Raw genomic sequence first — 18,422 nt, 5'->3', positions numbered from 1 at the left:
CGTTCCGGCCCCCCGCCCCGTCACAGTCACAGACATCGACGGACACAGGGGGCACGGCACATGAAGACCCACCGGACACGGCATCTGTTCGCCCTGGCCGCGGCCACCGGGCTGCTGCTCACCGGGTGCAGCGCGGGCGACCCGGCGAGCAGCGGCGCGGACCGCGCCGACGGCTTCCCGGCCCCGGCCCAGCCCAGGGGCGGCAGCGGCCAGGACATGGACGAGGACGGCACGTCCCGCGAGGCGAACCCCGACCACCTCTCCACCTTCGCCCTCGACGTCGACACCGCGTCCTACGGCTACGCCCGCCGCACCCTCGCCGACGGCCGGCTGCCCGACCCCTCCACGGTCCGCCCCGAGGAGTTCGTCAACAGCTTCCGCCAGGACTACGAGCGGCCCGACGGCAACGGCTTCTCGGTCACCGTCGGCGGCGCCCGCACCGGCGACGACGACTGGTCCCTGGTCCGCGTCGGCCTCGCCACCCGCCCGGCCGAAAGCCGGGACGAACGGCCGCCCGCCGCCCTCACCTTCGTCATCGACGTCTCCGGCTCCATGGGCGACCCGGGCCGCCTCGACCTCGCCCGGTACGCCCTCGGCACCATGACCGACCGGCTCCGCGACGACGACTCGGTGGCCATCGTCACCTTCAGCGACCGGGCCGAGACCGTTCTGCCGATGACCCGCCTCGGCGAGCGCCGCGGCCGCGTCCACGACGCCATCGACAGCCTGGAACCCCTGTCCTCCACCAACCTCGGCGCCGGCGTCGAAGCCGGCTACGAGACCGCCGTCGAGGGCCTGCGAGAGGGCGCCACCAACCGGGTCGTCCTCGTCTCCGACGCCCTCGCCAACACCGGCGACACCGACGCCGACTCGATCCTGGAACGCATCGCCACCGCCCGCCGCGAGGACGGCATCACCCTCTTCGGCGTCGGCGTCGGCAGCGACTACGGCGACGCCCTGATGGAGCGCCTCGCCGACAAGGGCGACGGCCACACCACCTACGTCTCGACCGAGGACGACGCCCGCACGGTCTTCTCCGAGGAACTCCCGCGCAACATCGACCTGACCGCCCGGGACGCCAAGGCCCAGGTCGCCTTCGACCCCGAGACGGTCGCCGACTTCCGCCTCGTCGGCTACGACGACCGCCGCGTCGCCGACGACGACTTCCGCGACGACCGCGTCGACGGCGGCGAGGTCGGCCCCGGTCACACCGTCACCGCCTTCTACGCCGTCCGCACGAAGCCGGGCGCCGACGGCCACCTCGCCACCGCCACCGTCCGCTGGCTCGACCCCCGCACCCGCACCCCGCACGAGACCTCCGGCCAACTGGAGACCGACGCCCTGCACGACGGCCTCGACGACGCGCCCGCCCGCTTCCAGGTCGCCGCGACCGCCGCCTACTTCGCCGACGCCCTGCGCCACCCGGACACCCCGCTGCCGGACGCCCCTTCCTTGCGTGAACTGGCCGAGCGGGCCGACACCCTGGCCGACCTGACCGAGGACGACGACGTCGAGCAGCTCGCCGAGGCCATCCACGAGGCCGACAAGGCGGACCGGGCCGGTTACGGCGACGAGGCGGAGCCGGCGAGCCGCTGAACCCCGGCCCCACGGACCGCGCCCAACGCGAACGGCGGGCCACCGGATAACCGGTGACCCGCCGAGGCGGTGCGGGAGGCGTCAGCCGTTGCCGCGGCCGTTGCCCGACAGGGCCGAGATGTCGTCCAGGATGTGCGACAGCGGCTCGTCGCCCTTGGCCTGGGTGGAGTTCTCGACGCACTGCTGGTTCTGCGGGGAGGACAGGATGTTGAGGTCCTGGACGCCGACCGGGACCACGCCACCGAGGCCACCGACGTTGGCCTTCAGGGGCAGACCCACGCACGGCTTGTTCAGCGAACCCTGAACCAGCGAGAGCTGCGGGCTCATGTCGCCGAACGTGGCCGAGTTGCCGAACTCCGACGAGGCGCCGTTGCCGCTGGCGGAGGTCGTGCCGCTGTCGTCACCGATGGCCAGGGCCTGCGGAGCGGAGGCGATCGCGACGCCGGCCAGGGAGGCGGCGACAGCCGCGGTTGCCCACAGCTTCTTCATGTTCGTTCCCTTTCGAAAAGCGGACTCCGGGGGAGGAGCTGCGTGCTGCCTAATGCCTTCCACCCGGGGAAAGTTGCGGGCTTTGCCCCGTTTGGAGCAGCGCATCCGGCACGAGTGCCACGCGCCCCTCGTCCGGACGCACGGACAGCGGGCCGCCGGTGAATCCGGCGGCCCGCTGTCGGGACGGAACTCAGTGGTTGGCGACGCCGTTGCCGGCGAGCAGGGAGATGTCGTCCAGGATGTGCGACAGTGCCTCGTCGCCCTTGGCCTGGGTGGAGTTCTCGACGCACTGCTGGTTCTGCGGGGAGGACAGGACGTTGATGTCCTGGACGGCGACCGGGACTCCGCCGAGGATGCCACCGACGTTGAACTTGGCGGGCAGGCCGATGCAGGGCTTGTTGAGGGAGCCCTGGATGAGCGCCATCTGGGGGCTCATGTTGCCGTAGGTGGCCGAGTTGCCGAACTCCTGGTGGGCGCCGTTGCCGCTGGCGGACGTGGTGCCGCTGTCGTTGCCGATGGCGAGTGCGGGGGCAGCGGCGGCAGCCATGGCACCGACGACGGAAACGGCGACCGCGGCGCTGGCCAATACCTTCTTGATCACTTGCAAGTCCCTTCTGGAGAAACCCCGTCCACCGGAGCGCTCTGGTCAACTCCACTCGCCGGATTTGGTTCCTGCGCTTCACTCCGATGGCCTATTGCGGGGAGCGCCCGGCCGGGCCGGAAATCCCTGGCCGGAACTCCTATCGGGTGAAGCGCCGCAACCATTCCCGGCGGGCCCGGTTGAGTCGGGGGCAGGTACAGGGTCCCGGCATCGGTGCCGGGACATGGAAAGGACGCGAGAAATGCTGAAGAAGGCAATGGCCGCGGCGGCGGTCGCCGCATCTGTCGTCGGTGCGTCGGCGGCGGCCGCCCCCCAGGCGCTTGCCATCGGGGACGACGCCGGCACGACCTCCGCCAGCGGCAACGGCGCGCACGAGTCGTTCGGGAACTCCGTGACCAAGGGCGACATGAGCCCGCAGGCCACTCTGGTCCAGAGCTCCCTCAACAAGCTCTGCCTGGGGGTGCCGGTCAAGGCCAACGTCGGCGGACTCCTCGGCGGGGTCCCGGTCGGCGTCCAGGACGTCAACGTCCTGTCGGCCCCGCAGAACCAGCAGTGCGCCGAGAACAGCACCCAGGCCAAGGGCGACGAGCCGCTGTCGCACCTCCTGAGCGACATCTCGGCCCTCTCGGGCAACGGCCTTCAGAACGGCTGACGCCTCTGCCGCCGGACGGCTCGCATTTCCTGCGAGCCGTCCGGCGGTTTTTTTTGCCCCGCATCATTCCGGCGCTCTGTCAATTCATCCTCCACTGCTCAGGTGAAGTGTTTCTCCTTCGATAGTCCATACGAGTTGTTTGTATGAAGGTATTCGAGTGAAATGCGGGGTGACGGGCGTTCGCGGGGTTCCTTCCCTGTCTATCTCTCGTGTGCAGCCTGTGGGTCGCGGTGCGAGCGGACCGTTGCGCCTGCGCGGTTACGAACCGTCAACGAGGCATGACCGCAGAGAAGGGAAAGTCATGAAGAAGAGCGCAGCAGTCGTCGCGGGCCTGGTCCTGGCCCTCGGCGGAGCCGCCCCGGCCTTCGCCGACACCGGCACCGGCACCGGCGCCCACGGCGTCGCCGTCGGGTCCCCCGGATTCCTGTCCGGCAACGTCGTCCAGATCCCCGTCAACGCCCAGCTGAACTTCTGCGCCAACCCGATCACCGTCATCGGCGGGCTGAACCCGGTGTTCGGCACCACCTGCAGCAACGGCTGACGACGCGTACCGCCGGCCGCGGGGCCCGGGCCGAGGCCGGCTTTCCCACTTCTTCAAGCAGGAAGACAAGGATCTTGCGACAGACGCTGAGTAAGGGAATGGTCGCGGCGGCGGCCGCGACGAGCATTCTGTCCCTGTGCGCCGGCGGTACCGCGTTCGCGGACTCGCACGCGGGCGGGGCGCCCAAGAGTTCACCCGGCGTGCTGTCGGGCAAGAACGTCCAGGACCCGGCGGACATGCCGGTGAAGGCATGCGGCAACCCGGCCGCCGCCGCCGCGCTCGGCCCCGCCGCGGGGAACTCCTGTGCCGACTCCCCGGCCGCCCCCCGCAAGGACCGCACGCCGGCCGCGCGGGACCACGACGACGACTCGGGCCGCGGCGGCTCGAAGCACGAGGGCTCGGACTCCGGTTACGGCGACTCCGGCTCCGACGCCGGGTACGGATACGGGGACGAGCACGACCACTCCACCCCGCCTTCCTACGACGACGATGACGACTCCACTGCGCCTCCGTACGGCGGTGGTCACTCCACTCCGCCTTCGTACGGTGGCGACGACGACCACTCCACCCCGCCTCCGTACGGTGGCGGTCACTCGACCCCGCCTCCGTACGGTGGCGACGACGAATCCACTCCGCCTCCGTACGGCGGTGGTCACTCGACCCCGCCTCCGTACGGTGGCGACGACGAATCCACTCCGCCTCCGTACGGCGGTGGTCACTCGACCCCGCCTCCGTACGGTGGCGACGACGACCACTCCACCCCGCCTCCGTACGGCGGTGGTCACTCGACCCCGCCGCCCTACGGTGGCGACGACGACCACCCCACTCCGCCCCCCTACGGCGGTGACCACTCCGGTGGCGACCACTCCGGTGGTGACCACGACGGAGGCGGTCACGACGGTGGGGGTCACGACGGTGGCGACCACAGCGGTGGCGGTGACACCGGCGGTGACCACAACGGTGGCGGTCCCGACCGGCCGCAGATGCCGCACACCGGCAGCGAGCGGGAGGCGCTGCTGGCGGCCTCCGGTGTCAGTGCCGTCCTGATCGCCGGTGGCGCGATCCTCTACCGCCGGGGCCGGTCCGCGTCCCGTCGCTGACCGTGCCGGGTGCCGGACGCCTCGCGCGCCCGGCACCCGTCTCCGGTCAGTCCCGTACGACCTGTGCCGGTGCCGGGAGCGTCCCGCCCGGCACACCGGTGCGCAGTCGGCGCCGTACGCCCCGGACCAGGGTGTCCGCGGTGAAGGACGCGCCGTGGACGAAGCGCATCGCCGGGCCGAAGGCGGCCGCCGTCAGGAGGCCGGCCAGGAACAGACCCGGGCGGGAGGACTCGAAGTCCCGCCCGACCCGGGGCGAGCCGTCGGCGGCCGTGGCCAGCGAGTCGCGCAGTTCGTCGGAGAGCAGGCCGAGCCGGTCGCGGGTGGCCCGGAAGCCGGTGGCCGCGATGACGTGGCCGGTCGTGACGGAGCCGCCGCCCGCCAGCTCCAGCCGCACCCCGCCCGCCACCGCGCGGGCCGCCGTCACGTTCTGGCCGAGCCGTATCTCCACGGCGCCCTCGACACGGTCGCGCACCCACCACGCGCCGGCCGGTCCGAGGGCCGTGGCCGCGATCCGTGTCCGGGCGGGCTCGGGGAGCCGCTGGTAGAGGCCGGGCCGTTCGGCGTAGAACCAGTTGCGCCAGCCGGGGCCGAGGCCGCTGTGCGGGGAGCGGACCGACCGCCACCAGGGGCGTTCCCAGGCGGGTGGCGTGTCGTTCCAGTGGAGCCGCCCGGCGCGGGCCAGCACGCGTACCCGGGTGCCCTGTTCGGCGAGCAGGGCCGCCGTCTCCAGGGCCGCCTGGCCGCCGCCGATCACCGTGACGTCCCGGCCGCGGAAACGGTCGAGGTCGGTGTGGTGACTGCTGTGCGAGACGAGGTCGGCGGGCAGGCCGCGCAGGGCGGCGGGTATGTCCACGAAGGGCATGACGCCGACCGCGAGGGCCACCGTCCGGGCGTGCAGGGTCGTGCCGTCCTCGGTGACCGCCTCGAAGCCGCCGGGCCGCGGGGCGATCCGGGTCACCGTGCGCTCGTCGACCTCGGGGACGGCATGGCGGGCGAACCACAGGCCGTACGCGGCGAACGTCTCCACCGGGATCGGCTCGCCGTGCCGGGTCGGCACGCCCCGGGTCGCGCAGTAGGTGTCGAGGCGCCAGCGGGAGGCCGGGTCGCAGAGGTGGGACGCCCACGGCTCGGACTTCAGGAACATGCCCCGGGGCATGTGGTCGCGCCAGGAGGCCATCGGCCGGCCGTGGACGCGCAGGCTCAGCCCGGCGGCCGCGGCGTGCGACGCGATCGACAGACCGTACGGTCCCGCGCCCACCACCAGAAGGTCGTCCATCAGCGGCTGCCCGCCTTCTCGTCGTCGGTCGGTCCGGTCATCTCGGCGGCCGGGGGCGGCGCCTGGCGGCACACCCGCGCCCGGACCGGGGCGGCGGGGGCGGCGGGGCCGGGGCGGCGGGGGCGGCGGGGCCGGGGCGGCGGACGCGGGCCAGCAGCCGGCGGGTGACATGGGCGCACCACAGGCGCCACATCGCCCGCCCGGGAGCGGTGTCGTCGGCGGCGTGCCAGGCCAGCTCGCGGCCGTGCGGCGCCCGGCGCAGCACGGCCAGCGGCGCGTAGTTCTCCACCACGAACGCCCGCCCGGGCAGCGCCTCGCCGGCCGGCAGCGGACGGTGGGTCAGATCCAGGTGCTGTGCGCGGACGACGTCCAGTCCGGCGGTGTCGGCGAAGAGCCGGAACTGGGCGCCGGGCCGGGGGTTGAAGTCGAGCAGGTGGTAGTCGCCGGTGGTGCCGCAGCGGCGGAAGTCGAGGTCGAGGATGCCGCGGTAGCCGAGCCGGTCGGTGAGCCGTTCGGCGAGTGCCCGCACGCGCGGGTTCTCGGCCCACTCGCCCACGGCCGTCAGTCCGGCGCCGCGCGGCCAGGCGGAGAGCTTGCGGCCGGGGCCGCCGGCGCGCAGGGTGCCGCAGCGGTCGGCGTACCCGTGGAAGAACCAGTCGCGGTCGGGGCCGGGCGGCAGGAACGCCTGGAGGAGCAGCCGGCTGCCGGCCTCCTCGGTGCGCAGATACAGGTCGCGCGCCTCCTGCGGGGAGCGCACGACGGCCGTGCTGCGCAGTCCGCTGCCGGCCGGCAGCAGCCAGGGCCGGCTCCACTTCGCGACCACCGGCAGTCCCAGCCGGCCGGCGGCGGAGGCCGCCTGCGAGGCGCTGTCCGGGACCACCGTCACCGGGTGCGGCACGCCCGCCGCCGCGCACAGCCCGGCCAACTCGGCCTTGTCCGCGACCTGTTCGGGCACCGCGGCGGGCTGTTCGGGCAGCAGGTAGGCGGGTGTCAGCTCCTCGCGCAGTCCGCTCACCGCGAGCGCGCCCGCGTCGTCCATCGGGATCAGTACGGCGGGCCGTTCGATCCGGGCGGCCGCCCGCAGCAGGACGGCGGCGATGTCGGCCGGGGTGGCGCCGGGCGGCGGCGGAGGATGCAACTGGCGTACGAACCGGGACGCGCGTACCGGACTCCCCGTCGAGTCGGCGACCACGTGCACGTCGATTCCGGCCCGGCCGAGCGAGCGCACGGCACCCAGCGTTCCGTGGTGAAAGGGGTTCCGGTCGATCCGCAGCAGGACGGCGGGGACGCGGGTGTCGAGCAGCGACACGGGCATTTCTCTCCGGTCTTCAGGGGTCGGGTCACCGAAATGGGCCAGCGGGGCACTCGAAAGCCGTAACGGCGGTGGCGGTGGTCCTTTTGGTGTGACTTTCATATGACTGAGTGTCATTAATGCGTACGAATGACGCGTGGCACCGTGAGAGTGGAGAAAGGAGCACGTATGGCTCCACATCAGCGACGTGGCCGGTCCCGGCGGCTGGCCGTCGTCGCGGCCGCGGTCGCGACGACCGCCGCCCTCGCGGCCGGTCCCGGATTCGCCGCGGGAGCGGGAGCGGTGCGGCCGGCGGATCCGCCCGCTCCCGTCCCGGCCGCCTCCGACCTGCCCGCTCCCACCCCGGCCGCCCCCGCGCGGCAGGCCCCGGCCTTCGGCGCCTACCTCGACTACGGCGCCTGGGGCGTGGCCCGGATCGCCCAGCTCGGCGAGTGGCTGGGCGGCGCCGAACTGCGGGTCGGCCACACCTATCTGCCGGGCGACCGGTGGCGGAACATCGAGGGCCCGCCAGGATTCCTCGACGTCTGGGCGGACTGGCGGCGGGAGAAGGCCGACCGGATGCTCGTCCTCAACGTGCCCATGATGGAACGCAACGAGGAGGGGGTCTCGGACGACGAGGTGCGGACGCTGCTGCGGCAGGGTGCCGAGGGCCTGTTCGACCACCACTTCCGGGCGCTGGCCGAGCGGCTGGTCGCGCTGGAGGTGCCGGACACGGTGATCGTGCTCGGCTGGGAGATGAACGGCACCACGTACACCCACCGTTGCGGCCCCGACCCCGGGGCGTGGAAGGCGTACTGGAACCGGATCGTCACGACGATGCGGTCCGTGCCGGGCCAGAGGTTCGCCTTCGACTTCACGCCGTCGCGCGGCAAGGACGCGATCGCGTGGACCGAGTGCTATCCCGGCGACGACACGGTCGACGTCGTCGGCATGGACTCCTACGACCAGCCGGCCGGCCTGTCCTTCGACGAACAGGTCGGTGAACCCTACGGACTTCAGGCGCACGTGGACTTCGCCCGAGCCCACGGCAAGCCCGTCTCGTATCCCGAATGGGGACTCTTCCGCAACGGCGACAACCCCGAGTACATGCGGCGCATGCTCGCGTGGATGGACGAGCAGCAGCCGCTCTACCACACGCTGACCGACTACTGCCCGCACGGCGTCTGGCAGTGCGGGCGCAACCCGAAGGCCTCCGAGGTCTATCGCTCGGTCCTCTCGGGCCGCACCGACCGGCCGGCGACCCCCGTCGAACCGCCGGCACCCGCGTCCACGGCCCCCGGCGAACCCACGACCCCCCTGGATCCGGCCACCCCGCCCCCCACGGAACCCACGACCCCGCCGGACTGCACGCCGATGGACCTCGGCGCATGGATCGAGCACTGGCTCGGCGGCCGGCTGTGCGTCCCCGTCGACCGGTGGTCGCGCACCAGGTGAACCGCGGTGCGGTGACGGCAGGCCCGCGTCAGGACCTGCCGCCACCGTCACGCTCCTTCCGCTGCTCCCAGCGCAGCAGCAGCTCCTTGCCCCGCCGCCGCGCGGCCACGTCGCAGAGAGCCGCCGACAGCAGCGGGGCGGTCCGCCGCCGGGCCAGCAGCAGCCGCTGGTTGACGACCGGATCCGGCCGCCAGTGGTGCTTGTACGGCTCGTTGCCGCGCAGCAGGCTCAGCGCGGCACGCCCCCCGTCCCGGGTGTGCTCGGCGCAGGCGTCGAGCAGCATCACCGCCACGTCCGCCTTGCGCTCCCGCAGTCCCGGATGGGCGCCGTACAGATAGCCGCCCGCGAGCCGCCGGGACAGCAGGGTGAGGTCGACCGCCACCACGTCGCCGTCGAGCCGGAACTCGGTGACCACCGCGTCCCCGGAGCGCACCATCGGCCCGACCGAGCGCACCAGATGCTCGTGGAACCGCGGGCGCAGATGCTCGCCCGTCACCTTCCGGCCCTGCCACTGGAGTTGGTGCAGCTCCAGCAGCCGGCGCAGCGCGCCGTCCACCTCCTCGGGCCCCACCGCCCGGCGCTCCACGCCCAGCGCGGTCAGCTTGCGCCGCTTGGCGCGCACCCGCTGGGCCTTCGCCGACGGCAGCCGGCCCACCAGCTCGTCCATCGGCACGGCCGGCAGCTCCAGGCACACCGAGTCGTCCACCCGCCGGCGCGGCCCGTGCCAGCGGTCGTAGACCCGCTCCACCGCGCCGCCCGGCCGGACCTCGCGGAAGTCGATCAACGCGGTGCGGGCGGCCGCCGCGAGCCCCTCGGTGAGCCCGGCCACGGCCCGCTCGGCGCGCTCGTCGTCGACCAGCACGTCCCCGTAGTCGGAGATCGCCCCGCCGAGAGGCACCCACGCGGGCACCGGGCGGCGCACGGCCGTCAGCGGGGCGGCCGCGACGAGGTCGCCGCCGTCGCGCACCAGCAGCAGGCGCAGTCGGCCGCGCCTGCCGTAGGACAGCCACCAGGAGTGCAGCCAGGCATGGCTCTGGAACGGGGTGGCCGTCGCGCAACGCCCGTACAGGCGCCCCCAGTCGGCGGCGAGGCCCGCGAAGGCCCGCTCGTCGGTGACGAGTTCGCAGGCGAGGCCGGCGACCGCCGCCGTGCCGCCCCCGGCGCTGTGCCCGGTGACCGGGCCCGTCGTGTACACCGCCGGTTTCACAGCGCCCCGTGGACGTCCGCGGCGAGGGCCGGGCCCGGGACGGTGACGGCCGGGCGGCCCGGCACCTCCCGCTCCCGCCTCGGCCGCACCAGCAGCGCCAGCCCGCCCAGCAGCCCGCCCGCGCTCGCCCCCACCAGCCCGGTCACCGCGGGGGACGCCGAGGACGGGTCGGTCGGCCGGACCGCGGGGGCGAACTGCTGGAGCTCGACGTTGGTGGCCTTCTCGGTGCCCCGCGCGTGCCGGGTGAGCGCGCGGGAGACCGCGTTGGCCATGTCGGCGGCCAGATCGGCGCGCGCGGCGGTGGCCGTGACGGCGACCATCGGGGCGTCCGGCGAGGTCGCCGTCTGCACACTGTGCTGGAGCGTGCGCACCGGCACCCCCGCCGTCTTCTGCGCGTCCCCGAGCACCGCGAGCTGGGTCGCGACCCGGCCGTAGGCCTGCGCGAAGCCCAGCGCGGACGCCGGGTCGGACTTCTCGGTGGGGACGGCGACGACATAGGCGGTGGCCGTGTAGACCGGCGGCTGGAGCACGCCGTACGCGCCGCCCAGCAGACCGCCGGTGACGGCGCCGGCGGCCAGCAGCGACCAGGGCGGGAGGGTCCTGGCGCGGCGCGGGGCGGTGAGCCGGCGAGAGTGTTCGGTCATGGGGAACTGACTCCCTGGGGTGTCGGGGAAGCGGGGGACGGCAGAGGACGGCCGGCGACGGTGGCCGCGTAGACGTCCATGAGCCGGGCGGCGCTGCGGGTGATGTCGTAGTGGTGCGCGGCCTCGGGCGTGGTGCGCGGACCCGGCGGCGCGGCGCGGACCTCGGCCAGGGCGCGGGCGAACGCCCCTTCGTCACCGCTCACCCGGCGCGCGCCGGGCGCGGGAAGGTGATCGAGCGCGGGGCAGGAGGCGTAGCGCACCGGCAGCCCGGACGCCAGCGCCTCCACCACGGCCAGGCCGAACGTCTCGTCGGGGGACGGGGAGGCGAGCACGTCCATGGCGGCGGTGAGGGAGGGCAGGTCGGGGCCCGGGGTGCCGTCGGGGACGTACGGGCGCTCGCCGGTGAGGAGCACCCGGTCCGCCACCCCGGCCTCCCGGGCGGTGCGCCGCAGCGCGGCCTCCTCGGGGCCGCCGCCGACCAGCAGCAGCCGGCAGTCGCCGGGCAGCCGGGCCAGCGCGCGGACGACGACCGCGAAGCGCTTGCCGGCCGTGAGGCGTCCGACGCAGCCGACGACGAACGCGTCCTCGGGCAGCCCCAGCTGCCGCCGGGTGCGCAGCCGGGCCGCCGGGTCGAAGCGGAAGCGGGCCAGGTCGATGCCGTTGGGCACGACCCCGATGCGCGGGGCCGGCACGCCCCACGCCCGCAGCCGCGCGGCGACCGCGGGGGAGACCGCGACCGTGGCACGGCCCAGCCGCTCGCCCGCGAGATACAGCGCGCGGACCCCGACGGTCAGCCCGCGGCCCTCCAACTGGGAATCGCCCAGCGAGTGTTCGGTGGCGACGATCGCCCGCACCCCCGCCATCCGCGCGGCCAGCCGCCCGTACAGACAGGCCCGGTACAGGTGCGTGTGGACGAGGTCGTAGCCGCCGGAGCGGACGATCCCGGCCAGCCGGGGCAGCGCGGCCAGGTCGCGGTTGCCGCGCATGCCGAGGTCCGTCACCCGGACGCCGTCCGCGGTCAGCCCCTCGGCCACCGCCCCCGGGTTGGTCAGCGTCACCACGTCGCACTCCACAGGCAGATGCCGCAGCAGCAGCCGCAGTTGCTGCTCGGCCCCGCCGACCCCGAGCCCCGTGATGATGTGCAGCGCCCGCACTACAGCCCCTCGACGGGACGCCGGCGCAGCCGGTGCAGCCGGTACTTGAGGAAGAGGCGCAGCGCGGTGTCGTTCTGCCCGACATGGACCCGGGGCAGTGCGTGCGGGCCGTTCAGCGGGCCGGGGTCGATCGCGCACGCGTAGCCGTACCCGGCGCCCCGTACGGCGTCCATGGCACGGCGGTCGACCGTCCCGTAGGGGTAGCAGAAGCCGGCGATCGCGGTGCCGAGCAGGTCGGCGAGGACGCCGCGGCTCTCGACGGTCTCCGCCTTGAGGGTGAGGTCGTCGGCGCGGGTCAGATCGACGTGCGTGAGGCCGTGCGAGCCGATCTCGACGCCCTCGGCCGCGGCCTGCCGGATGCCGTCGGCGGTGAGCAGCGGCCTGCGCGGGCCCAGCGGGTCCCAGGCGTTGTCGCCGCCGAGCCGGCCCGGCAGCACGAACAGCGTGGCCGTACAGCCGTGGCGGCGCAGCACGGGCAGGGCGCCGGACAGGAAGTCGGCGTAACCGTCGTCGAAGGTCAGGCCCACCAGGCCCCGGCGGGTGGGCGCGGCCAGCAGCTCGGCCACGGAGACACCCCTGAGGCCACGGCGCGTCAGCCAGGCCAGCTGCCGGTCCAGCCGCTCGGGGGTGACGGTGATCCGGTAGGGGTCGTCGGAGCAGTCCCCCACGGAGTGGTACATCGCCACCCAGGGGACCCTGGTGTCAACGGGAAGAGACATACGGCAGCCTTCGGGTCACGGAACGTACGGAACGGAGCGCGCAGGCCACGCCCTGGGCACCCAGGGCCCGGCCGAGCAGCACGAAGACGGCGGTCACGGTGAGCCCCCCGGCGGCCAGCGCGGACAGCGGCCCGCCGCACCGGGCGGCCACCAGGGCGCCGGCGAGCGTCGCCACGATGGCGGCCAGCACCGGTCGGGCCAGCTCGCGGAGCACCCACGGGATCCGGATCGGGACGCTGCGCGGGCCCGTCCCGGCCAGCAGCACCAGTGCGGTGACGGTGATCCCGGCCGCGTTGGCGGCGGCGATGCCGTACACACCCCAGGCCGTGACGCACAGCGCGCCGGTCACGGACGTCACCACGATCCCGGTGGCCATCGCGCCCACCGGACGCCAGGCGCCGCGGCCCGCCGAGAAGTACGAGCGGGCCAGCACACCGGTGAGGGTCTGGCCGAGCAGCCCGAACGCGTACACCCGCATCACCCCGGCGGTCGCCGCCGTGTCCCGCGCGGTGAACGCGCCCCGCTGGAAGAGGAGTTCGATGATCTGCGGGGCACACGCCACCACCGCCGCCGTGCCCAGCAGCACGATGGACGCGGCCAGCGCCAGATCCCGCTCCACCCGGTCCCGGGCCCGCTCGGTGTCCCCGTCGGCCAGCGCCCGCGCGACCACCGGGAAGGTGACCGTGCACACCATCACCGACAGGATCATCGGCATCTGCGCGACCTTCTGGGCGTAGTTGAGGTGCGAGATCGCCCCGGAGGGCAGCGAGGAGGCCAGGAACCGCTCGACGAGGACCTGCGACTGCCGGCACAGCGCGAAGAGCAGCACGGTCGCCAGCAGCGCGGTGTCCAGCGGCCGCGCCTCCTGCGCACCGCCGTCCGCCCCCACGGGGGCCCGCTTCCCCAGCTGCCGCAGCAGGGAAGGAAGCTGGACGGCGACCATGAGGCAGCCGCCGACCGCCACCCCGGCCGCCGCCGCCCGCACCCCCCACCGCCCGCCCAGCACGAGCATCCCGGTGATGATGCCGACGTTGTAGGCCACGTAGATGGCCGCGGGCGCCACGAACCGCCGGTGCGCGCGCAGGGCCGCGCTGCAGTACCCGGCGAGACCGAAGCTCACCACGCAGGTCGCGGTGAGCCGGGTGCAGTCGACGGCGAGCGCGGGATCCGGCAGACCGGGGGCGAGCACCTCGACCACCTGGGGCGCGATCCCGGCGAGCAGCGCGCCGACCGCGACGAACGCCAGCGACAGACGCGGCAGCGTCCCGGCGACCAGGGCGCGCACCGGGTCGCCCGGGACACCCTGGGCGCGGCGGGCCAGCGCCATGCTGAACGCCGGGATCAGCGCGAACGCCAGCCCGTCCTCGATCAGCAGCGTGGCCGCGAACTCCGGCACGGTCCACGCGACCAGGAAGGCGTCCGTGTCGCTGCCCGCCCCGAACAGCCGGGCCAGCGCCTGGTCGCGGACCAGCCCCAGCAGCGCCCCGGCGACCGAGAGCGCGGCGGTGACCAGGGCGGCCTTGGCGAGGAAACCCCGGGAGGCCACGGGGAGTCCGGAAGCAGCCTCCTCGGACGGAGCGGCGGACCGGGCCGGCGGCACGACCGCCCGGCGGCCGGCGCGCGTGGTCCGGCGGCCCGTGCGAGGCGTCCGGGAAGGAGTTCCCCTCATCGGCTTTGCGCCTCCCCGCCGCAGGCCGGGCCCGCCGGAACGGCGCCGACGGCCCGCCCGCCGGCCAGCGCCCACCACGCCACCACCCCGAGGACGACGGCGGTCAGCACGGTCGAGGGCCCGCCGATGTCGGCGTACATGAAGTCGGTGAGCTGCCACAGCAGCAGGCCGCAGGCGACGAGCGCGCAGTCCAGGCCGGGACCGGCCCGGCGCACGGCCCACCACCCGCGCAGCCCGCACGCCAGCAGGGCCAGCCAGCCGCCCGCCAGCGCGAGCAGCCCGATCAGGCCCTGCTCGCTGAGGATCAGCAGGTACATGTTGTGCGGGGAGAGCAACGGCTGCCGCACGAAGCCCGAGCCCGCGCCGTCGGTGTCACTGCCCGAGGACAGCGCCAGCGAGGCGTGCGCGTCCCGGTGCTCGGGGAAGCCCTTCAGCCCGACGCCGGTCAGCGGCTGCTCCCGCCACATCCCGACGGCGGCCGCCCACATCGTGTACCGGTCGGTGACCGACTGGTCCGGGGCGTCGCCGACCTGCGTGATGCTGCCGATCCGCTCCTGGAGCATCGCCGAGCCCACCCCGAACCCGCCGACCAGGACCACCCCCGCCGCGACCGCCACCGCGGCCACCGTCAGAGCCCGCCGCAGCCCGGCCAGCCCCAGCTGCACCGAGCAGGCCACCACGGTCGCGATCCACGCCCCCCGGCTGAAGGACAGCGCGAGCGGCACCAGCAGGGCCAGCGCCGCGGCGGCGGCGACCGCCCGCTGCCGTACGGCGGTCCGCCCGAGGGCCAGTCCCACCGCGCAGACCAGGCCGAAGGACACCACCGTCGCCATGCCCATCACGTCCTGCGGCCCGAAGGTGCCGACCGCGCGGATCGTCTCGCCCTGGTAGGAGGCCCCGGTCCCGGTGACGAACTGGTGCACGCCCACCGCCCCCTGCCACCCGGCGAGCCCCACGAACGCCCAGGCCAGCAGCCTCAGGTCGGACCGGCCCCGGATCAGGAGCAGCACGGCCGCCGGGACCAGCACGAACACCTGGAGATAGCGGCCCAGGCCGGTCAGCCCCGCGCCCGGCGAGGACGCCCCGAGCGCGGCCAGCGCGATCCCGGCGACCGGCAGCCCGAGGACCACGGCGGACGTACGGGACAGCGGGCGCCGCCGCTCCCGCAGCAGCCGGACCGCGCAGAACAGCACGACGAGCGCGGAGAGCGCGTCGGCCGGTCCCGCGCCGCCCTCGCCGCCGGGGGAGACGGGCAGGGCGAGGACGGCGACCACGGCGGCGACCGGCAGCACCGGTGACAGCGTCCGGGCGCGCGGCAGGGGCAGGGCGAAGGTCATCGGTCGGATCAGCTCCCGGTCGGTCGCACGAGGGCGGCCGCGGTGCGCAGCAGGATGCAGACGTCCTGCCACAGCGACCAGTTGTCGATGTACGCGTTGTCGAAGCGGGCCCGGTCCTCGATGGAGGTGTCGCCGCGCAGACCCTGCACCTGGGCGAGCCCGGTGATCCCGGTCCGCATCCGGTGCCGGGCCGCGTAGCCGGGATGGGTCTGGCTGAACTGGCCGACGAAGAAGGGGCGTTCGGGACGCGGTCCGACCAGGCTCATGTCGCCCCGCAGGACGTTCCACAGCTGGAGCAGCTCGTCCAGCGAGGTCTGGCGCAGGAAGCGGCAGAAGGGACTCATCCGCACCTCGCCCGCCACGCTCCAGCGGGTCGCCGACTCGTGCTCGTCGACCGGGCGGTGGGTGCGGAACTTCAGCAGGGTGAAGGGCCGCCCGTCCCGGCCGATGCGCTCCTGCCGGAAGACGACCCCCGGCCCCTGGGTCAGCCGCAGCACCGCCGCACACACCGTCAGCAGCGGGCCGACCAGCAGCAGCAGCGTCCCGGAGACCGTGATGTCCAGCAGCCGCTTGCCGAGGCTGCCGCGCCGGCGCAGCCCCAGGTCCAGCCGCCGGCAGGCGAACCCGGCGAGCTGCTCACGGCTCGCGTACGAGGGGCTGTCGGCGTCGACCTCCCACACCGTGCAGCCGGACGCGGCCAGCGCCCGCAGCAGCGGGCCCTGCACGGAGCGCACGGCGGGGTGGACGCACAGCACGTCCCGGACGCCGTTCTGGATCAGGGCCCGCTGCACCTCCTGGCCGGTGGTCAGCACGGGCAGTCCGTCGGTGCCGTCCGGGCGCTCGGCCACCACGCCCACCGGCATCACCCCGCAGCGCGGATGGCGCAGCACCGCGGCGGCCACCCGCTGCGCGGTCGCCGCCGGGCCGATGACCAGCGCCGCGCGCGGGTGACGCAGCAGCGCACGGCGGCGACGCAGATGCGCCAGCGCGCGCCCGGCGCACACGGCGGTGGTCTGCGCCGTGAAACCGAGGAGCAGGGTGCGCGCGGGCAGCGCGTGCGACGGGTGCCACGCGGCGGCGAGCGCGCCGAGCGCCAGCCAGGCCACGCCGGTCCGGCCGCAGAGGGCGGGCAACTCGTCCAGCACCCCGGTCACCGCGCCCGGGCGGCCCGGGCGCAGCAGTAACGTCGTGGCCACCAGCAGGACCACCAGCGGCGGGTGATGGCCGGCCGTGACGAGCGCCGCCGCGCCCGCGAGCGCGGCGAGGCCGTCGGCGAGCAGCAGGGGCAGCGGTGAGAGGGGCCGCGCCGGGGGACGCCGGGCGGGAAAACGGAATCCGGTGCCGGTCTCACGCCGTGGAATGACGGAGACGGGCGGGTACCCGGCCTTCGTGCCGGGGGAGGGGACGGTACTTTCCGCAGTCACGGGTGAAGGGACTCCCTGCACTCGGAGGGCTCGACCCGTGCGGCCGGTACCTGGCCGAGGAGTTCGCGGTAGAGGTCCGCGACCGCCTCGGCCGTGCGCCGCACGTCGTGCGTGGACAGGACGTGCCGGCTCCCCCGGTGGCCGAGCGATGCCCGCAGCGAGGGGTCCGCCAGCAGCGCGGTGACGGCCCCGGCCAGCGCCTTCGGGTCGTCGGCGGGCACCAGGCAGTGCGGGAGGAGATCCGCCGGCAGGCTCTCCCGGGCGCCGTCCACCTCGCTCAGCACCACGGCCCGGCCGCAGGCCAGCGCCTCCAGCGGGGCCAGCGCCATGCCCTCCCAGCGCGAGGGCAGCACCACCAGATCGGCGGCCCGGTACCAGGGCGCCGCGTCGGCGGCGTTGCCGGCGAACACCACCGACCGCGGCGCCAGCGAGCGCAGCGCCGCCCGGTCCGGCCCGTCGCCGACCAGCACCAGCCGCGCCCCGGGCGCCTCCCGTACGACGTCCGCCCAGGCCCGGAGCAGTACGTCCTGCCCCTTCTGCCGGCACAGCCGGCCCACGCACACCACCAGCGGCGCGGCCGGGTCGAGGTCCGGCAGGAGCGCGGCCCGCGCGGGGCCGGCCGGGCCGGGGCGGAAGTGTTCGGGGTCGACGCCGTTGGGGACGACGTGCCACCGGCCGGCGATCCCGGCACGTTCGCCGGTGGCCCGCTCCGCCTCGCTCACGCACACCAGCCGGGCGGCCCAGCGCGCCCCGAACCGCTCCCAGTTCAGGGCGAGGGCGGCGACGGTCCCGCCGACCGCCTCGAAGGACCAGGCGTGCGGCTGGAACACGGTCGGGATCCGCCCGCGCACCGCGAGCCGCCCGGCCAGCCCGGCCTTCGCGCTGTGCGCGTGCACCAGCGCCGGCCGTACCTCGTCGACCACGCGCGCGAGCCGCCGTACCTCGCCGGGCAGACAGGCGCCGGGGGACCGGGTCGCCTCCCAGCGCCGTACGTCCGCGCCCAGGGAGCGCAGTTCGCCGGTGAGGGCGCTGTCGGGACAGGCCACGGTGACGTGCAGTCCGGCGGCGAGCTGGGCCCGCGCCAGGTCCGTCACGACACGGGCGACCCCGCCGTCCACGGGCTGGGTGAGGTGCAGGACCCTCAGTCCGACGGGTTCTGGCTGGTGCATGGCGCGGTTTCCTCGCTCACGGTGACGCTCGGTACGGACGGGAGTGCGCCTGCCTGCTTCGTCCGTGTGGTCGACGGCGACGAAGAGCGCCCCGGCCC

Annotated in this window: 17 protein-coding genes; 5 read left to right on the top strand and 12 right to left on the bottom strand. The window is 74.8% G+C overall.

Annotated elements, in window-relative coordinates; translation table 11 throughout:
• The first annotated feature begins 60 nt into the window (after nt 1-60).
• Nucleotides 61-1,596, top strand: a complete 1,536-nt coding sequence (locus IE275_RS08370) for a vWA domain-containing protein (protein WP_189709289.1) — start codon at nt 61-63, stop codon at nt 1,594-1,596.
• Between the two features lie 81 nt (nt 1,597-1,677).
• Here the strand turns inward: IE275_RS08370 and IE275_RS08365 are convergent, their stop codons facing one another.
• On the bottom strand, nt 1,678-2,085 hold the full coding sequence (locus IE275_RS08365) for a rodlin (RefSeq protein ID WP_189709287.1): 408 nt from the start codon (nt 2,083-2,085) through the stop codon (nt 1,678-1,680).
• Between the two features lie 190 nt (nt 2,086-2,275).
• Complete coding sequence (locus tag IE275_RS08360; protein WP_189709285.1) at nt 2,276-2,686, bottom strand: rodlin; 411 nt, start codon at nt 2,684-2,686, stop codon at nt 2,276-2,278.
• Nucleotides 2,687-2,927: 241 nt separating this feature from the next.
• On the opposite strand from IE275_RS08360, the gene IE275_RS08355 reads away from it, so the two are divergent.
• The 3 genes from IE275_RS08355 (at nt 2,928) to IE275_RS08345 (ending at nt 4,979) form a co-directional block, all read left to right on the top strand.
• Complete coding sequence (locus IE275_RS08355) at nt 2,928-3,338, top strand: rodlin (RefSeq protein WP_189709283.1); 411 nt, start codon at nt 2,928-2,930, stop codon at nt 3,336-3,338.
• A gap of 301 nt (nt 3,339-3,639) precedes the next feature.
• Nucleotides 3,640-3,879 (top strand): chaplin, encoded by a 240-nt coding sequence (locus IE275_RS08350; RefSeq protein ID WP_189709281.1) that lies wholly within the window; start codon nt 3,640-3,642, stop codon nt 3,877-3,879.
• A 74-nt stretch (nt 3,880-3,953) separates the two neighbouring features.
• Nucleotides 3,954-4,979 (top strand): chaplin, encoded by a 1,026-nt coding sequence (locus tag IE275_RS08345; RefSeq protein WP_189709279.1) that lies wholly within the window; start codon nt 3,954-3,956, stop codon nt 4,977-4,979.
• Nucleotides 4,980-5,025: 46 nt separating this feature from the next.
• Here the strand turns inward: IE275_RS08345 and IE275_RS08340 are convergent, their stop codons facing one another.
• Both IE275_RS08340 and IE275_RS08335 read right to left on the bottom strand, forming a co-directional pair.
• A complete protein-coding gene (locus tag IE275_RS08340; protein ID WP_189709276.1) occupies nt 5,026-6,255 on the bottom strand; it encodes an NAD(P)-binding domain-containing protein in 1,230 nt (409 codons plus the stop codon).
• Between the two features lie 37 nt (nt 6,256-6,292).
• Nucleotides 6,293-7,570, bottom strand: a complete 1,278-nt coding sequence (locus tag IE275_RS08335) for a carboxylate--amine ligase (protein ID WP_229870155.1) — start codon at nt 7,568-7,570, stop codon at nt 6,293-6,295.
• Between the two features lie 165 nt (nt 7,571-7,735).
• Here IE275_RS08335 and IE275_RS08330 point away from each other — a divergent pair, with 165 nt between their 5' ends.
• Nucleotides 7,736-9,001, top strand: a complete 1,266-nt coding sequence (locus IE275_RS08330; RefSeq protein ID WP_189709274.1) for a glycoside hydrolase family 26 protein — start codon at nt 7,736-7,738, stop codon at nt 8,999-9,001.
• Nucleotides 9,002-9,029: 28 nt separating this feature from the next.
• Here IE275_RS08330 and IE275_RS08325 read toward each other — a convergent pair whose 3' ends face one another.
• From IE275_RS08325 to IE275_RS08290, 8 genes are read right to left on the bottom strand one after another with little or no spacing between them, the layout of a single operon-like run.
• Nucleotides 9,030-10,196, bottom strand: a complete 1,167-nt coding sequence (locus IE275_RS08325; protein WP_189709272.1) for a GNAT family N-acetyltransferase — start codon at nt 10,194-10,196, stop codon at nt 9,030-9,032.
• An 8-nt stretch (nt 10,197-10,204) separates the two neighbouring features.
• On the bottom strand, nt 10,205-10,852 hold the full coding sequence (locus IE275_RS08320) for a YveK family protein (protein WP_189709270.1): 648 nt from the start codon (nt 10,850-10,852) through the stop codon (nt 10,205-10,207).
• A complete protein-coding gene (locus IE275_RS08315; protein WP_189709268.1) occupies nt 10,849-12,006 on the bottom strand; it encodes a glycosyltransferase in 1,158 nt (385 codons plus the stop codon). The genes IE275_RS08320 and IE275_RS08315 overlap by 4 nt, the downstream gene beginning before the upstream one ends.
• Nucleotides 12,006-12,725 carry a polysaccharide deacetylase family protein gene (locus tag IE275_RS08310; RefSeq protein ID WP_229870154.1) on the bottom strand — a complete coding sequence of 240 codons (720 nt, stop codon included), beginning with the start codon at nt 12,723-12,725 and terminating at the stop codon, nt 12,006-12,008. Before IE275_RS08310 ends, IE275_RS08315 begins: the two co-directional genes overlap by 1 nt.
• Nucleotides 12,709-14,394 carry a murein biosynthesis integral membrane protein MurJ gene (murJ, locus tag IE275_RS08305; RefSeq protein WP_189709266.1) on the bottom strand — a complete coding sequence of 562 codons (1,686 nt, stop codon included), beginning with the start codon at nt 14,392-14,394 and terminating at the stop codon, nt 12,709-12,711. Before murJ ends, IE275_RS08310 begins: the two co-directional genes overlap by 17 nt.
• On the bottom strand, nt 14,391-15,731 hold the full coding sequence (locus IE275_RS08300; RefSeq protein WP_189709264.1) for an O-antigen ligase family protein: 1,341 nt from the start codon (nt 15,729-15,731) through the stop codon (nt 14,391-14,393). The genes murJ and IE275_RS08300 overlap by 4 nt, the downstream gene beginning before the upstream one ends.
• A gap of 8 nt (nt 15,732-15,739) precedes the next feature.
• Nucleotides 15,740-17,155, bottom strand: a complete 1,416-nt coding sequence (locus IE275_RS08295; protein ID WP_189709262.1) for an exopolysaccharide biosynthesis polyprenyl glycosylphosphotransferase — start codon at nt 17,153-17,155, stop codon at nt 15,740-15,742.
• On the bottom strand, nt 17,152-18,324 hold the full coding sequence (locus IE275_RS08290; protein ID WP_189709254.1) for a glycosyltransferase: 1,173 nt from the start codon (nt 18,322-18,324) through the stop codon (nt 17,152-17,154). The genes IE275_RS08295 and IE275_RS08290 overlap by 4 nt, the downstream gene beginning before the upstream one ends.
• Between the last annotated feature and the right edge of the window lie 98 nt (nt 18,325-18,422).

Source organism: Streptomyces phaeofaciens (genome assembly GCF_014648915.1).
GTDB lineage: Bacteria > Actinomycetota > Actinomycetes > Streptomycetales > Streptomycetaceae > Streptomyces > Streptomyces phaeofaciens.
This window is presented reverse-complemented; position numbering and strand designations above follow the sequence as displayed.

What these genes read in the sequence shown, in the direction of transcription:
- IE275_RS08300 (WP_189709264.1), bottom strand. Translation starts at nt 15,731, where the DNA reads ATGACCTTCGCCCTGCCCCTGCCGCGCGCCCGGACGCTGTCACCGGTG.
- IE275_RS08330 (WP_189709274.1), top strand. Translation starts at nt 7,736, where the DNA reads ATGGCTCCACATCAGCGACGTGGCCGGTCCCGGCGGCTGGCCGTCGTC.
- IE275_RS08350 (WP_189709281.1), top strand. Translation starts at nt 3,640, where the DNA reads ATGAAGAAGAGCGCAGCAGTCGTCGCGGGCCTGGTCCTGGCCCTCGGC.
- IE275_RS08335 (WP_229870155.1), bottom strand. Translation starts at nt 7,570, where the DNA reads ATGCCCGTGTCGCTGCTCGACACCCGCGTCCCCGCCGTCCTGCTGCGG.
- IE275_RS08340 (WP_189709276.1), bottom strand. Translation starts at nt 6,255, where the DNA reads ATGGACGACCTTCTGGTGGTGGGCGCGGGACCGTACGGTCTGTCGATC.
- IE275_RS08365 (WP_189709287.1), bottom strand. Translation starts at nt 2,085, where the DNA reads ATGAAGAAGCTGTGGGCAACCGCGGCTGTCGCCGCCTCCCTGGCCGGC.
- IE275_RS08355 (WP_189709283.1), top strand. Translation starts at nt 2,928, where the DNA reads ATGCTGAAGAAGGCAATGGCCGCGGCGGCGGTCGCCGCATCTGTCGTC.
- murJ (WP_189709266.1), bottom strand. Translation starts at nt 14,394, where the DNA reads ATGAGGGGAACTCCTTCCCGGACGCCTCGCACGGGCCGCCGGACCACG.
- IE275_RS08290 (WP_189709254.1), bottom strand. Translation starts at nt 18,324, where the DNA reads ATGCACCAGCCAGAACCCGTCGGACTGAGGGTCCTGCACCTCACCCAG.
- IE275_RS08320 (WP_189709270.1), bottom strand. Translation starts at nt 10,852, where the DNA reads ATGACCGAACACTCTCGCCGGCTCACCGCCCCGCGCCGCGCCAGGACC.
- IE275_RS08370 (WP_189709289.1), top strand. Translation starts at nt 61, where the DNA reads ATGAAGACCCACCGGACACGGCATCTGTTCGCCCTGGCCGCGGCCACC.
- IE275_RS08310 (WP_229870154.1), bottom strand. Translation starts at nt 12,725, where the DNA reads ATGTCTCTTCCCGTTGACACCAGGGTCCCCTGGGTGGCGATGTACCAC.